Origin of the sequence: Streptomyces sp. NPDC059224, from assembly GCF_042754285.1 — a bacterium.
In the GTDB taxonomy this organism is placed as follows: Bacteria; Actinomycetota; Actinomycetes; order Streptomycetales; family Streptomycetaceae; genus Streptomyces.
This window is the reverse complement of the sequence record NZ_JBHZAN010000023.1, coordinates 177,599-189,405: the sequence shown is the minus strand read 5'-3', so window position 1 is coordinate 189,405 and position 11,807 is coordinate 177,599. Positions and strand designations below refer to the sequence as shown.

Sequence of the window (11,807 nt, the reverse complement as noted above, 5' to 3'; positions counted from 1 at the left end):
GGCGTTCGCCGGCGCGCATGCCCTCACTCACCGCATGTCCGCCCGAGCCCTACAGCCGCCGCAGTCAGAGGCGTAGCAGGTCCCCCACGGTCGCGGGGGGGGGGGGGGGGGGCCCCCCCCCCCCCCCCCCCCCCCACCCCCGGCCCCCCCCCCGGCGGCGGCGCCCCCCCCCCCCCCCCCACGCCTGTGACACCGCCTGGACGACGGGTCACGGGGGACGGCGCGGTCAGGCCGAGCGGGACGCGATCACGGTCGAGACCGGATACGCGCCGTGCGGCGCGGTGTGTTCGCGGCGCTGGTGATCTTCGGAGCGGTGGCGGGGCCGGCCCTGCTCTTCGGCCTGTCCACCGGTCTCGAACGGACGCTGCCGCCGGTGGGCGCGGTGCCGGCCGTCGTGCTGTTCTTCGCCCGGGAGGTCAGCGTGCCGGTCCGCTTCCGGCCCTCCCCTCAGCCCAGCCAGCCGGGCCGCACCAGCCCCGACTCGTAGGCCAGGACGACCAGTTGGGCCCGGTCGCGGGCGCCCAGCTTGACCATCGTGCGGCTCACATGGGTCTTGGCGGTGAGCGGGCTGACCACCAGGCGGCGGGCGATCTCGTCGTTCGACAGGCCCATGCCGACCAGGGCCATCACCTCCCTCTCCCGGTCCGTGAGCCGGGCCAGCGCGCCGGCGGCGGCCGGCTCCTTGGAGCGGGCCGCGAACTCCGCGATCAGCCGGCGCGTCACCCCCGGCGACAGCAGCGCGTCCCCGCCCACCACCGCCCGGACGGCGCGCACGAGTTCTTCCGGCTCGGTGTCCTTCACCAGGAACCCGGAGGCGCCGGAGCGGATCGCCTCGAAGACGTACTCGTCCAGTTCGAACGTCGTCAGCATCACCACCTTGACGTCCGTCAGCTCCCGCTCACCGGTGATCCGGCGAGTCGCGGCCAGGCCGTCCAGCCGTGGCATGCGGATGTCCATGAGGACGACGTCGGGGCGCAGTTCGCGCACCTTGCGCAGCGCCTCCTCGCCGTCCGCCGCCTCCCCGGCCACCTCGACGTCCGGCTGCGCGTCGAGCAACGCCCGGAACCCGGCCCGCACCAGCGACTGGTCGTCGGCGAGCAGTACCCGGATCATCGGTCCTCCCGGTCGGTCAGGGGCAGCACGGCCAGGACCCGGAAGCCGCCGTCGGCGCGTGGCCCCGCCTCGATCGTGCCACCGAGGGCGGCCGCCCGTTCCCGCATCCCGGCCAGGCCGTTCCCGCTGCCGCCCGCGTCCGCGCCGGTCGCCGGACCGTCGTCGTCGATCCGCAACCGCAGCTCCCCGCCCCCGCCCCCGCGTCCGAGCCGCACGCGCGCGTGCCGGGAACCCGAGTGCCGTACGACGTTGGTGAGCGCCTCCTGGACGATCCGGAAGGCGGCCAGATCGGCGCCGGGCGGCAGCCGGGGCGGCTCCCCCTCCACGGTCACCGTGAGCCCTGCGCTCGCCGCCTGTTCGACCAGTTCCGGCAGCCGCCCGAGGCCGGGAGCGGGCGTTCGCGGCGCGTCTCCCGGGGCGCGCAGGGTGTCCAGGACCTGACGCACCTCGCCGAGCGCCTCCCTGCTGGCGGCCTTGATGGTGGTGAGCGCGGCCCGGGCCTGCTCGGGGTCGGCGTCCAGGAGCGCCAGGCCCATGCTCGCCTGGACGTTGATGACGGAGATGCTGTGCGCCAGTACGTCGTGCAGTTCGCGGGCGATCCGCAGCCGTTCCGCGTCCGCCCGCCGCCGGGCCGCCTGAGCGCGGTCGGCCCGCTCCCGCGCCCACTGCTCACGCCGCAGCCGGACCAGCTCCGCCACGAAGAGGACGATCAGCACCCAGGTGGCGACGATCACCTCCTGGCCCGCGCTTGCCCCCGTGTCACCCGGTGGGGGCAGCCTGCGGTACAGCCAGAGCGAGATCAGCAGGTGGCCGCCCCACAGCATCCCGACGGCCGCCCAGGCGGCCCGGCGGCGCCCGGCGACGACGGCGCTGAAGCAGGCGACGGCCACGGCCGCGAAGACCGGGCCGTAGGGGTAGCCGGCCGCCAGGTAGCCGAGGGCGAGCACCGCCGTGCCGAACACCACGGGCACCGGGTGCCGGTGCCGCCACAGCAGCAGCGCGCAGGCGGCCAGCAGCAGCAGCCGGGCGTACCCGTCCAGGGGCTCGCGGTGCGGCTGCCCGTGGGCGGCGAGGTTCGAGCCGGCCAGGACCAGCACGGTGAGCGGGAGGGTGGTGCGCCATGGGAGCCGGCCGCGCGGCGGCTCGCCCGTGCCCTCGCCCTCGTGGTGCCACCACGGGGGGCCGTGGTGCCACCACTGCGCGGGGCCGCGCCCCCGTTCCCGCCGCTCGTCCATGCCCGCCACGCTAGACGGCACCCGCCCGCACGAGCGTCAGCCCGGCGAGGTGATCACACGTACTCCCCGCGGAGTAGGGAGCCGCGTGCGGTGCGGCGGGAGGCCGTGCGGTGCGGTCAGCGGCCGCACGGACAGGAGCCGTGCGGTCAGGAACCGTGCGGTCAGGAGTCGCGGTCAGCGGCCGTCCGTCAGTTCGGCGACCTCGGCGTCGAAGAGCCGCTCCGGATCGAACCCCATGCCCGTGAACTGCCCGGCGAGTTCCAGCGAGAGCACACCGTGCATCCGGGTCCAGAACGCCAGCGCCCTGCGCAGCACCCCCGGCGACGCGGGGTGGCCCCCGGCCCACTCGCGGTGCTGGGCGAGGTGGGCCGTGAAGCCCGCGGAGGCCGGTGCCTCGGGCTCGGCCGCGGCGCACACGTCGAGCAGTGCGGCCATGATCTCCTGGGCGATGGCGGTGATGTCGTCGGGCGCGTGGTAGCCGGGCACCGGCGTGCCGTAGACGAGGAAGTACCGCTGGGGGTCGTCGAGCGCCCAGCGGCGCAGAACGTGCGCGAGGCCTTCGATGCCGGCCCGGGAGCCGGCCGCGGCGCGGAAGGTCTCGGCAAGGCCCCGGTAGGCGTCCCGGATCAGCTCGGTGATCAGCTCGTCGCGGCTGCCGAAGTAGCGGTAGAGGGCGGGGCCGCTCATGCCCAGCTCCTTGGCGATCGCGTTCAGGGACAGGCCCGACGCGCCGGACTTCGCGATCTGTTTCCAGGCGTGCGCCTTGATGTCGGCCCGCACCTGGCTCCGGTACCGCTCGCGGGGGCTCACTGCTTCTGCCGCCATGACCTGCACGCTCCTCTCGCTGCTGACGTGTGCGCTTCGGGGCTGTTCCGGCCGTTTCAACCTATCACTTCAGGGATCACCTCTAACGGAAACTAGCACCACCCATTTCGCGAGAGCTTGACACCCAAGCTATGACCAATCATTTTAGTTATAGCTTCTAACGCAAGCAGGCACCCCTCCCGCTTGCGACTGCGTCTTCAGGGAGATCGTCATGGAGGTCGTGATGGAAAACGCCGCAAACACCGCACCCCAGCAGGGCACCACCATCGGCACCGAGCTCGTCGAGGTCGTCCTGCCGGGCATCGTGGAGCCCGAAGGCCTGCAGATCCGGCACCGGCAGATCCCGGCCCCGGGCGCCGGCCAGATCGTCGTACGCGTGGAGGCCACCGGCGTCTCCTTCGCGGAGCAGCAGATGCGCCGCGGCCGCTACTACGACCAGCCGCCGTTCCCCTTCGTCCCCGGCTACGACCTGGTCGGCACCGTGCTCACGGCCGGCGAGGCAGTCACGCCCGGCCTCGTCGGCAAGCGGGTGGCGTCCCTGGTCAAGGTGGGCGGCTGGGCCAGTCACGTCGTACTCGACGCGGCCGACGCCGTGGAGGTGCCGGCCGGGGTCGGGGCGGCGGAGGCCGAGACGCTGGTCGTCAACGGCATCACGGCCTGGCAGATGCTCCATCGCAAGGCCAGGGTGCGGCAGGGCGGCACGATCCTGGTGCACGGCGCCAACGGCGGGGTCGGCACGGTCCTCGTCCAGCTCGCGCGCGCCGCGGGCCTGCGCGTCATCGGCACGGCCTCCGCCCGCCACCACGACGCGCTGCGGGAGATGGGCGTCACCCCGGTCGACTACCGTGCCGAGGACGTCCCCGCCCGGGTCCGCGAACTGGCCCCCGGTGGTGTCGACGCCGTCTTCGACCACCTCGGCGGCCGCAGCGTCGTCGACTCCTGGAATCTCCTCGCCCGGGCCGGCACCCTCGTCGCCTACGGCAGCGCCACCACCCGGGACGACTCGGGCTCCAAGCAACTGCCCGTCCTGAAGATCCTCGGCCGGGTGTGGCTGTGGAACGCGCTGCCCAACGGCCGGCACGCCTGCTTCTTCAACGTCTGGGAGGGCCGCGCCCTCGGCAAGAACCGCTTCCGGGCCCGGCTGAGCGCCGACCTCACCCAGGTGTTCGAGGCCCTCCAGCGCGGCGAGGTCACCGCCCGCATCGCCGCCCGGATGCCCCTCACCCGGGCCGCGGAGGCCCTGCGGCTCGCCGAGTCGGGGACGGTCGCGGGCAAGATCGTACTCGTCCCGGACACCGGCGCCGGAACGTCGGCCGCCGAGGCCCGGTGACGGCCGCCTGCACCGGGACGGGTGCCGACACCGGGACGGCGCCGGCCCGGCGACCGGTCTTCACCCGGATCGCCGGAGCCCGCCGCGGCAAGACGGGTTGCCGCAGGACGGGCTACGGGAAGACCAGGCCCACCCCGTGGGCGAGCTGCGCGGCCGCATGCCGGAAGAACCGGTCACGGTCCTCCACGACCCCCTTGAACTGGCCGAACAGTTCGAAGCCGACCAGCCCGAACAGCTGCGCCCACGCCGCGGCCATGGCCACGGCCACCTCGGGCGGCAGGCCCGGCATGAGTTCGTCGGCCATCCGGCGGGCCTCGGGCGCGAGTTCGGCGGGCACGGGGGTGCGGGCCAGACCCCGTCGCTCGAACGCGTCGAGCAGGATGCCGATCAGGACGAGGGCGACCCGGGCGGCCGGCTGGATGGTGGTGTCCGGCGCCGAGTAACCGGGCACCGGCGAGCCGTAGATCAGCGCGTACTCGTGGGGGTGGGCCAGCGCCCAGCCGCGCACCGCCTCGCAGACCGTGACCCAGCGCTGCGCGGGGGCGGCGTCGGCGTCGGCGGCGTGCGCGGTCTCGGCGGCCTCGCCGAGGGAGTCGTACGCGTCGATGATCAGCGCGGTGAGCAGGTCGTCGCGGCTCGGGAAGTAGCGGTAGAGCGCCGAGGACACCATGCCGAGTTCGCGCGCGACGGCCCGCAGCGACAGTTTGGCCGCGCCCTCGGCCGCGAGCTGTCGGCGCGCCTCGTCCTTGATGGCCGCGGTGACTTCCATCCTGGCTCGCGCGCGGGCGCCCTGTGCGGTGGTCATGGAGAGCAGTCTGCCACGCGGGCAGAGCGGTGCACACATTTTGGAGCAGTGCACTCGAACTGGAGCACCGCACCTCCTTCAGTGCACCGATCCCAAAGAAGTGCACCGCACAAAAAAGAGAGCACTGCTCTTGCTTTGGATCGCCGATCTCCCCCACACTGAAGTCAAGCGAGAGCACCGCTCTCCCAAATGGTGGGGGTCACCGTGTCGACACATGTTCAGAAGCCCGGCTGGTTCACCGTCAAGGTCTTCAACCGGGCCGTGGCCTCGCTCACCGGGCGCGGCATCAGCATCTGGGGCTCCCGCGTGCTCGCCGTCCGCGGACGCAAGAGCGGGGAGTGGCGGACCACCCCCGTGAACCTGCTGACGGTGGACGGACAGCAGTATCTGCTCGCGCCGCGCGGCCACGTCCAGTGGACCCACAACATGCGCGCCGCCGGCGGCGGCGAACTGCGGCTCGGCAAGAACGTGGACGTCTTCACCGCCACGGAGGTCGCCGACGACGACAAGGTCGAGCTGCTGCGGGCCTACCTGAAGCGCTGGAAGGCCGAGGTCGGCGTCTTCTTCAACGGGGTCGGCCCCGACTCTCCGGACGCCGACCTGCGCCGCATCGCACCGGACCACCCGGTCTTCCGGATCGCCGTCACGAAGTGACCGAGCCCTCCGTGTTCGGGTCGTCCACGTCGTCCGTCTCGTCCGCCTCGGCGTCGGCGGCCCGCTGCGCGGCGACCGGCTCCGGAGCCAGTGTGGTGAGGGCGCGCTGGGCCAGCGGGTGGGAGCGGACGAGTTCGCCGAGCGAGGTCCGGCCCTGGGTGATCTCCTTGAATGCGCGCCAGGCGGGGCGGAAGCCGGTCAGGGCCGCGTGGAACAGGCCGGGCCTGCGCTCGAACACCGCCAGCATCCGCTTGCCGACGCTCATCTCGACGCCGAGGCCGGCCTTGACGGCGAAGGCGTAGTTCAGCGCCTGACGGCGGGTGTCCACGGCGTCGTGGGCCTCGGCGATGCGCACCGCCCACTCCCCCGCGAGCCGTCCGGAGCGCAGCGCGAAGGAGATGCCCTCGCGGGTCCACGGCTCCAGCAGGCCCGCCGCGTCACCGCACACGAGCACCCGGCCCCGCGACAGCGGTGAGTCGTCGGCGCGGCAGCGGGTCAGGTGGCCTGAGGAGATGCTCGGTTCGAAGCCGGCGAGGCCGAGCCGGGCGATGAAGTCCTCCAAGTAGCGCTTGGTCGCCGCGCCTTCGCCCCGTGCCGAGATCACGCCGACGGTCAGGGTGTCGCCCTTGGGGAAGACCCAGCCGTAACTGCCGGGCATCGGGCCCCAGTCGATGAGCACCCGCCCCTTCCAGTCCTCGGCGACCGTCTCCGGCACCGGGATCTCCGCCTCCAGGCCGAGGTCCACCTGGTCGACCTTCACGCCGACGTGGGCGCCTATCCGGCTCGCACTGCCGTCGGCACCGACCACCGCGTGGGCCAGCACGGTCTCGCCGCCCTGGAGGACCACGGCGACCGTGCGCCGGTCGGGGACGGCCGAGCCGTGCTGCTCGACGCGCTGCACGGCGGCGCCGGTGCGCAGTTCGGCACCCGCCTTCTGGGCGTGCTCGACCAGCTGCTGGTCGAACTCGGGCCGGTTGATCAGCCCGAACATCATCTGCTTGGAACGGCGGGTGCGGGTGAACCGGCCGTTGTTGGAGAAGGTGACCGCGTGCACCCGGTCCTTGAGGGGCAGCTCGAAGCCGGGCGGGAGCGAGTCGCGCGAGGGTCCGATGATGCCGCCGCCGCAGGTCTTGTACCGGGGCAGCTCGGCTTTCTCCAGCAACAGCACGCGCCGTCCCGCGACCGCCGCCGCGTAGGCCGCCGAGGCCCCTGCGGGTCCCGCGCCCACCACGACGACGTCCCACACCCGCTGCATGTCGTCCGCCGAGGAATTCTCACCGCTCACGATGGTCCGCTGCTCCGATCAAGCCGTAGAAGCCGTAAAAGCCGTATGCCGTGTCCGGCCGTAGGGGCCGTGGTCAGGCCGTGGGCGCCGTCCCGGCCCGCGGGCCGGGACCTGCCCGTCCGCAGCCGGGCACCCATCACCTGTCCCCCCGCATCCTACGGCGGAGATCGCCGCAGGCCGCTGTGGGAGGATCACTCCACTCACCAGTTCAACGTCGCACCCACGAGGAGCGTGCCCATGTCGTCCAATCCGGTCGCCGAGACCGTCGCCGCCCTGCTGCCCAGGGCGAGGGCGGAGCTCGCCGAGCTGGTGGCCTTCAAGTCGGTGGCGGACTTCGCCCAGTTCCCGAGGAGCGAGAGCGAGGGCGCCGCGAACTGGGTCGCCGACGCGCTGCGCGCCGAGGACTTCGTGGACGTCGCCGTGCTGGACACCCCGGACGGCACCCAGTCGGTGTACGGCTACCTGCCTGGGCCGGAGGGTGCCAAAACGGTCCTGCTGTACGCGCACTACGATGTGCAGCCGCCGCTGGACGAGGCCGCCTGGACCAGCCCGCCCTTCGAGCTGACCGAGCGGGACGGCCGCTGGTACGGACGCGGTGCCGCCGACTGCAAGGGCGGCGTGATCATGCACCTGCTCGCGCTGCGGGCGCTGAAGGCGAACGGTGGCGTCCCGGTCCACGTCAAGGTGATCGCCGAGGGCTCGGAGGAGATGGGCACCGGCGGTCTGGAGCGGTACGCCGAACAGCACCCCGGCCTGCTGACAGCGGACACGATCGTGATCGGCGACGCGGGCAACTTCCGTGTCGGCCTGCCCACGGTGACCACGACCCTGCGCGGCATGGCCATGCTCCGGGTCCAGATCGACACCCTCCAGGGCAATCTGCACTCCGGGCAGTTCGGCGGTGCCGCCCCGGACGCGCTTGCCGCGCTGATCCGGGTACTGGACTCGCTGCGCGCCGAGGACGGTTCGACGACGGTCGACGGGCTCGCGCCGGAGTCGGGCTGGGAGGGGCTGGAGTACGCCGAGGAGCAGTTCCGCACGGACGCCAAGGTGCTGGACGGCGTCGGCCTGATCGGTGACGGCTCGGTCGCGGACCGCATCTGGGCGCGTCCGGCGGTCACGGTGCTCGGCATCGACTGCCCGCCGGTGGTCGGCGCCACCCCGTCGGTCCAGGCGAGCGCCCGTGCCCTGGTCAGCCTGCGGGTGCCGCCGGGCGTGGACGCGGCCGAGGCGAGCAAGCTGCTCCAGGCCCACCTGGAGGCGCACACGCCGTGGGGTGCCCGGGTGCGGACCGAGGCGGTCGGCCAGGGCCAGGCGTTCCGCGCCGACACCACCAGCCCGGCGTACCAGGCGATGGCCGACGCGATGTCGGTCGCCTATCCGGGCGAGACGATGCAGTACGCCGGCCAGGGCGGCTCCATCCCGCTGTGCAACACCCTGGCGAGCCTGTACCCGGACGCCGAGATCCTGCTGATCGGGCTGAGCGAGCCGGAGGCGCAGATCCACGCGGTCGACGAGAGCGTGTCGCCCGAGGAGCTGGAGCGCCTGTCGGTGGCGGAGGCGCTGTTCCTGCGGAACTACGCGGCGGGCTGAACCGCTCTGCCCTCGGCAGAGGACCCTCGTCCGCGGACGGGGGTCCTCCTACGGTCGGGACATGGACGTCATCGAGCTGTTCCCCCGGCTGCACCTGCTGCGCTTCCCCGTCGGCCAGGCCTACCTGTGGCACGACCCGGACACCGGCGTCTCGACCCTGATCGACGCCGGCCCGCTCGGCTCCGGCAGGCCCGTCGCCGACGCGCTCACCGCGCTGGGGCGGTCCCCTTCGTCGGTACGGCGGATCGTCCTCACCCATTTCCACGAGGATCACGTCGGCGGGGCTGCCGAGTTCGCCGCCCTCAGCGGCGCCGAGGTGCTGGCCCACCGTCTGGACGCGCCGGTGATACGGGGCGACCTCCCGGGGCCGCCCCCGGTGTTCGAGGAGTGGGAACTGCCGGTCCACGCCGCGGCCGCGAAGCAGCTGCCCGTCGGTGAGCCGGCCCGTCCGGGCCTGGTGACGGAGTTGTCCGACGGTGACGTCCTGGACTTCGGCGGCGGCGCCCGCGTCGTGCACGTCCCGGGGCATACCCACGGCAGTATCGCCCTGCATCTTCCCTCGCAAGAGCTGCTGTTCACCGGGGACGCGGCGGCGGCCGCGCCGGACACCGGCTCGGTGATGCCCGGGGTGTTCAACCTCGACCGGAACCAAGCCCTCGCGTCCTTCCGGCGGCTGGCTGCTCTGCGGGCGGAGGTGGCCTGCTTCGGACACGGCGATCCGGTGACCGCGGGCGCCTGCGGGGCGCTGCGGAAATCCGCGGACACCTACGGGTCGCCGTGGTGACCATGGGGCTGGATGTTCTTCTCGATGACGTAGGTGAACGTGCCGCCGGCCTTGGTGTCACCGGAGTTGCAGGTGTCCGCCTCGCCCTGGCTGGAGCGGGAGGCGGGACCGGCCGAGGTTCCCTTTTCGCCGCCACCACCGCCACCGCTGCTGCAGGCGGCGAGCGCCAGGATGAGCCCGGCGGGAAGAGAGTCCCCTTGTGGGGGCCGAAGAGTGCGCGCGCATGTCCCTCCTTCGAGCGGTGGATGTCCGGCCTGTGCACGGCGGCCGGCGGCCGCGAGGAAGTTGAGCCGCGCACCGACGTCAGAACGCCCGTATACCTCCTTCACGTTCCTGTTCATACGGGACGGCGCCGATTCACCCTCGGTTGTCCCTCGGAACCTTCCGCCCCACGCAATGTCCCCTGCACAAGCCCCGGACAGGGTCGTGGATGCGTCAACTTACGCAAGATCAAATCTGTTTGACGGTTCATCAGAGAGTGTCAACCGACCGGAACGCCGGCCTCCAGATAGAGCGCGGCACCGCGCTCGCGTGCCCGCAGCGCCCAGCGCAGCCGTTCGTAGCGCACCGGGGGCAGCAGCTCCGCGGCCTCCTGTTCGGTGACGAAGCGCCAGCCGCGCAGTTCGGGCCCCGGCAGCACCAGCCGCCCGGCCTCGGCGGAGTCCAGCCGGCCGCCGTCGAAGAGCAGCCGCAGGCCTCCGTAGCGGGGCGGTACGGGCTGCTCCCAGTCGACGACCAGCAGTCTCGGCACCTTCTCCAGCCGTATCCCGGTCTCCTCCTCGACCTCGCGCACGCCCGCCTGCGCGGGGGCCTCACCGGGCTCGACGACACCGCCGGGGAACTCCCAGCCGGCCTTGTAGGTGGGGTCGACCAGCAGGACACGGTCCCGCTCGTCGAAGAGGAGCACTCCGGCCGCGAGGGTCTCGGCGGTGGGTTCCGGGGTCTGCACGATCTCGCAGGCGGTCGCGGCACCGGTGCCGACGGCCTCGGCGATGTACACGGCCGTCTCGTAGGGGGTGAGGGCGCTGGTGTCCACGAGATGGGCGTCGGCGCCGATCCAGGCGGCGAGGGCCGCGCGGTAGGGCTCGATCCGGTCGTAGGACCACTGCCGGACGCGTATCTCGCCGTCCTGCAGGTCGGGCGGGATCTCCCGGCCGGCTATCCGCTCGCGCAGGATCGTTTCGGCCGGGGTGAGACACAGGTGCCGGACGGCGATCCGGCGGGCCGCGAGACCGCCGAAGATCTCGTCGCGGTACTCCTGGCGCAACAACGTCATCGGAACCACCAGGGTCCCGCCCAGCTCGGCCAGCATCGCCGCCGCGGTGTCGATCACCAGCCGGCGCCAGATCGGCAGATCCTGGAAGTCGCCGGTCTCGGCGAGCTGCTTGGCCGGCAGCAGGTGTGTCAGCGCCCCGCCGATGACCTCGGGGTCGAAGAGCGTGCTGTTCGGGATCAGTTCGATCAGTTCACGTGCGGTGGTGCTCTTGCCCGCACCGAACGCGCCGTTGACCCAGACGATCACGGACTCCCCCTCTTCTGTTGGCCCCCTGAGGCTTGCCCGTTCCACACTGCCACGGAAACCAGTTCCCGTTGAGGGCGCGCAGAACGGAGTGCCGGTGCCCCTTGGGGGAACACCGGCACCGTCGGCCGCTCCGGCCCCGCCGGACTACCGCCGGCCCAGGAAGTCCTGATCGGCCTTCAGGCTGTCCTCGCCCACGAGGTGGCCGACGTGCTCCAGGGTGTCCGAGACGAACAGGCCGTCGAGCGGACCGCCGGAGGCGGTTGCGGCGTGCGACGGGGTGATGGCGGCCACGACGAATCCGGTGGCCAGGCTGGCGATGGCGAGCATGCTGCGCTTCTTCATGCCCCTTTCAACTTCGCCGGCGGCCAGGGGTCACGGGTGGACCCACCTGGGGAGCAACGCGGCACGGGAGCTGAAGTGGCGCGGCCGGCCGCCTCGGCCGCCCGAGCAGCAGATCCCGTTGGGCAGGACATCGGATGTCCGGCGCCGCGGCGCCCCGCAGACCCCACAGGCCGGCCTCAGGCACCTCACAGTCTCTCGCGACGTCACCATTCAACACAACCCAACGGACATCAAAGCCTTTCCGCCTCAACCAGCAGGACAACCAGGCCAGTAGAGCCGGCAAAGCAACCTTCACCACTTCCCTTCCAACACAGCCGAA

Annotated in this window: 12 protein-coding genes and 1 pseudogene; 5 read left to right on the top strand and 8 right to left on the bottom strand. The window is 72.6% G+C overall.

The genetic code is table 11. The features are described 5' to 3' along the window. The first annotated feature begins 245 nt into the window (after positions 1-245). Positions 246-487 (top strand): annotated as a pseudogene (locus ACFXI4_RS26100) (DUF6332 family protein). Here the strand turns inward: ACFXI4_RS26100 and ACFXI4_RS26095 are convergent. The 3 genes from ACFXI4_RS26095 to ACFXI4_RS26085 all read right to left on the bottom strand — a co-directional run bounded on the left by ACFXI4_RS26095 (position 448) and on the right by ACFXI4_RS26085 (position 3,173). Next, positions 448-1,113, bottom strand: coding sequence for a response regulator transcription factor (locus tag ACFXI4_RS26095; RefSeq protein WP_362733115.1), 666 nt, complete (start codon positions 1,111-1,113; stop codon positions 448-450). The pseudogene ACFXI4_RS26100 and the gene ACFXI4_RS26095 overlap by 40 nt on opposite strands. After that, a complete protein-coding gene (locus ACFXI4_RS26090) occupies positions 1,110-2,348 on the bottom strand; it encodes a sensor histidine kinase (RefSeq protein ID WP_384995192.1) in 1,239 nt (412 codons plus the stop codon). Before ACFXI4_RS26090 ends, ACFXI4_RS26095 begins: the two co-directional genes overlap by 4 nt. Positions 2,349-2,522: 174 nt before the next feature. Then, entirely contained in the window at positions 2,523-3,173 is a 651-nt protein-coding gene (locus tag ACFXI4_RS26085; protein ID WP_384995190.1) for a TetR/AcrR family transcriptional regulator, read from the bottom strand. Positions 3,174-3,396: 223 nt separating this feature from the next. Between ACFXI4_RS26085 and ACFXI4_RS26080 the strand changes: the two genes are divergently transcribed. Continuing rightward, positions 3,397-4,503: a medium chain dehydrogenase/reductase family protein gene (locus ACFXI4_RS26080; protein ID WP_384995188.1), complete on the top strand. Its 1,107-nt coding sequence runs from the start codon at positions 3,397-3,399 to the stop codon at positions 4,501-4,503. 112 nt (positions 4,504-4,615) lie between these two features. Here ACFXI4_RS26080 and ACFXI4_RS26075 read toward each other — a convergent pair whose 3' ends face one another. Then, the gene (locus ACFXI4_RS26075; RefSeq protein ID WP_384995186.1) at positions 4,616-5,308 is read right to left on the bottom strand and encodes a TetR/AcrR family transcriptional regulator; all 693 of its coding nucleotides are present in this window, start codon (positions 5,306-5,308) and stop codon (positions 4,616-4,618) included. 204 nt (positions 5,309-5,512) lie between these two features. On the opposite strand from ACFXI4_RS26075, the gene ACFXI4_RS26070 reads away from it, so the two are divergent. Then, positions 5,513-5,962 carry a nitroreductase family deazaflavin-dependent oxidoreductase gene (locus ACFXI4_RS26070; RefSeq protein ID WP_362718812.1) on the top strand — a complete coding sequence of 150 codons (450 nt, stop codon included), beginning with the start codon at positions 5,513-5,515 and terminating at the stop codon, positions 5,960-5,962. Here ACFXI4_RS26070 and ACFXI4_RS26065 read toward each other — a convergent pair. Beyond that, complete coding sequence (locus ACFXI4_RS26065; RefSeq protein ID WP_362718810.1) at positions 5,952-7,247, bottom strand: geranylgeranyl reductase family protein; 1,296 nt, start codon at positions 7,245-7,247, stop codon at positions 5,952-5,954. The genes ACFXI4_RS26070 and ACFXI4_RS26065 overlap by 11 nt on opposite strands. A 237-nt stretch (positions 7,248-7,484) precedes the next feature. Here ACFXI4_RS26065 and ACFXI4_RS26060 point away from each other — a divergent pair, with 237 nt between their 5' ends. Next, complete coding sequence (locus tag ACFXI4_RS26060; RefSeq protein WP_384995183.1) at positions 7,485-8,840, top strand: dipeptidase; 1,356 nt, start codon at positions 7,485-7,487, stop codon at positions 8,838-8,840. 61 nt (positions 8,841-8,901) lie between these two features. Next, entirely contained in the window at positions 8,902-9,624 is a 723-nt protein-coding gene (locus tag ACFXI4_RS26055; RefSeq protein ID WP_384995181.1) for an MBL fold metallo-hydrolase, read from the top strand. Here the strand turns inward: ACFXI4_RS26055 and ACFXI4_RS26050 are convergent. The 3 genes from ACFXI4_RS26050 to ACFXI4_RS26040 all read right to left on the bottom strand — a co-directional run bounded on the left by ACFXI4_RS26050 (position 9,606) and on the right by ACFXI4_RS26040 (position 11,488). Continuing rightward, entirely contained in the window at positions 9,606-9,953 is a 348-nt protein-coding gene (locus ACFXI4_RS26050) for a hypothetical protein (RefSeq protein ID WP_384995178.1), read from the bottom strand. The two genes, ACFXI4_RS26055 and ACFXI4_RS26050, sit on opposite strands and share 19 nt — an antisense overlap. 152 nt (positions 9,954-10,105) lie before the next feature. Beyond that, a complete protein-coding gene (locus ACFXI4_RS26045; protein ID WP_384995176.1) occupies positions 10,106-11,146 on the bottom strand; it encodes an NUDIX domain-containing protein in 1,041 nt (346 codons plus the stop codon). Between the two features lie 144 nt (positions 11,147-11,290). Continuing rightward, the gene (locus ACFXI4_RS26040; protein WP_384995173.1) at positions 11,291-11,488 is read right to left on the bottom strand and encodes a hypothetical protein; all 198 of its coding nucleotides are present in this window, start codon (positions 11,486-11,488) and stop codon (positions 11,291-11,293) included. Positions 11,489-11,807: the final 319 nt, after the last annotated feature.

Excerpts from the sequence above, each read along its gene's own strand:
- ACFXI4_RS26095 (WP_362733115.1), bottom strand. The coding sequence starts at position 1,113 with ATGATCCGGGTACTGCTCGCCGACGACCAGTCGCTGGTGCGGGCCGGG.
- ACFXI4_RS26090 (WP_384995192.1), bottom strand. The coding sequence starts at position 2,348 with ATGGACGAGCGGCGGGAACGGGGGCGCGGCCCCGCGCAGTGGTGGCAC.
- ACFXI4_RS26085 (WP_384995190.1), bottom strand. The coding sequence starts at position 3,173 with ATGGCGGCAGAAGCAGTGAGCCCCCGCGAGCGGTACCGGAGCCAGGTG.
- ACFXI4_RS26080 (WP_384995188.1), top strand. The coding sequence starts at position 3,397 with ATGGAAAACGCCGCAAACACCGCACCCCAGCAGGGCACCACCATCGGC.
- ACFXI4_RS26075 (WP_384995186.1), bottom strand. The coding sequence starts at position 5,308 with ATGACCACCGCACAGGGCGCCCGCGCGCGAGCCAGGATGGAAGTCACC.
- ACFXI4_RS26060 (WP_384995183.1), top strand. The coding sequence starts at position 7,485 with ATGTCGTCCAATCCGGTCGCCGAGACCGTCGCCGCCCTGCTGCCCAGG.
- ACFXI4_RS26055 (WP_384995181.1), top strand. The coding sequence starts at position 8,902 with ATGGACGTCATCGAGCTGTTCCCCCGGCTGCACCTGCTGCGCTTCCCC.
- ACFXI4_RS26040 (WP_384995173.1), bottom strand. The coding sequence starts at position 11,488 with ATGAAGAAGCGCAGCATGCTCGCCATCGCCAGCCTGGCCACCGGATTC.